This window comes from Escherichia sp. KCJ4928, from assembly GCF_004352695.1.
GTDB lineage: Bacteria > Pseudomonadota > Gammaproteobacteria > Enterobacterales > Enterobacteriaceae > ECMA0423.
Genome location: NZ_SJWV01000511.1, coordinates 1 through 709 on the forward strand (window position 1 = coordinate 1; position 709 = coordinate 709).

A 709-nucleotide genomic window follows, 5' to 3' on the forward strand; every position below is an offset into this window, starting at 1 on the left:
AATTTTTCAGAATGTGGCGATACAGTGCCGCCGCCAGTGTGGATTTCCCGGAGCCGGTTTCTCCGCAGATGAAGCCCAGGCCGGTTTTTCTGAGCATGGCATCCAGCAGATCCGGTTCAATATTCATAGTGAGGATGTCCGGAATATCTGACGGGATCACCCGCATGGTGACGGAAATGGCTTTTTCTTCTGTTGCCGATGTTCCCTGTATCAGGTGGCAGCGCAGGCGAACACGCTGACCTCGCTGCAGGCCATAGCGGCCGGAGGCATCTCCGCTGACCTGAATGGTACGATCCACGGGATGACCTGACAGAACCCGGGGAAGAACCTCCCGCCCAAACAGCTCATCACTCAGTGCCATCATGATGGAAGACGGAAGGGGATTTACGGATGAGCGAACCCGCCGTCCAAAGCGACTGACGGATACCGGTGAACCGCCGGTCAGATCAATATCACTGACGCGGTGGCGGGCACACCAGGCAAAAAAATGGCGAAACTCTTCTGCCGTAAAACGGGAGAAGGGGAAGGTACCGAAGTCATCTGGTGATATCATTTTTCTCTCCTTCGGTGCTGACAAGAGGACGCCAGCGCGATTTCTGCAGCGTAAATTCAGCATGTGTTTTCAGGCGGCGGACGCGATCGCCAGTGATGAGTTTTTGCCCGTTGCCGGTAACCGTCTGCATCTGCTCTGTGACATCTGGACGTGTGA

Annotated in this window: 1 protein-coding gene and 1 pseudogene; both read right to left on the reverse strand. The window is 55.3% G+C overall.

Features of this window, described 5'->3' with window-relative positions; translation table 11 throughout:
• Positions 1-553, reverse strand: a pseudogene (locus E0D98_RS25205) (plasmid transfer ATPase TraJ); the annotation flags it as partial.
• Positions 537-709, reverse strand: a 173-nt coding sequence (locus E0D98_RS25210) for a type IV secretory system conjugative DNA transfer family protein (protein WP_165941072.1), incomplete at its 5' end; no start/stop codon positions are given. The gene E0D98_RS25210 and the pseudogene E0D98_RS25205, both read right to left, overlap by 17 nt.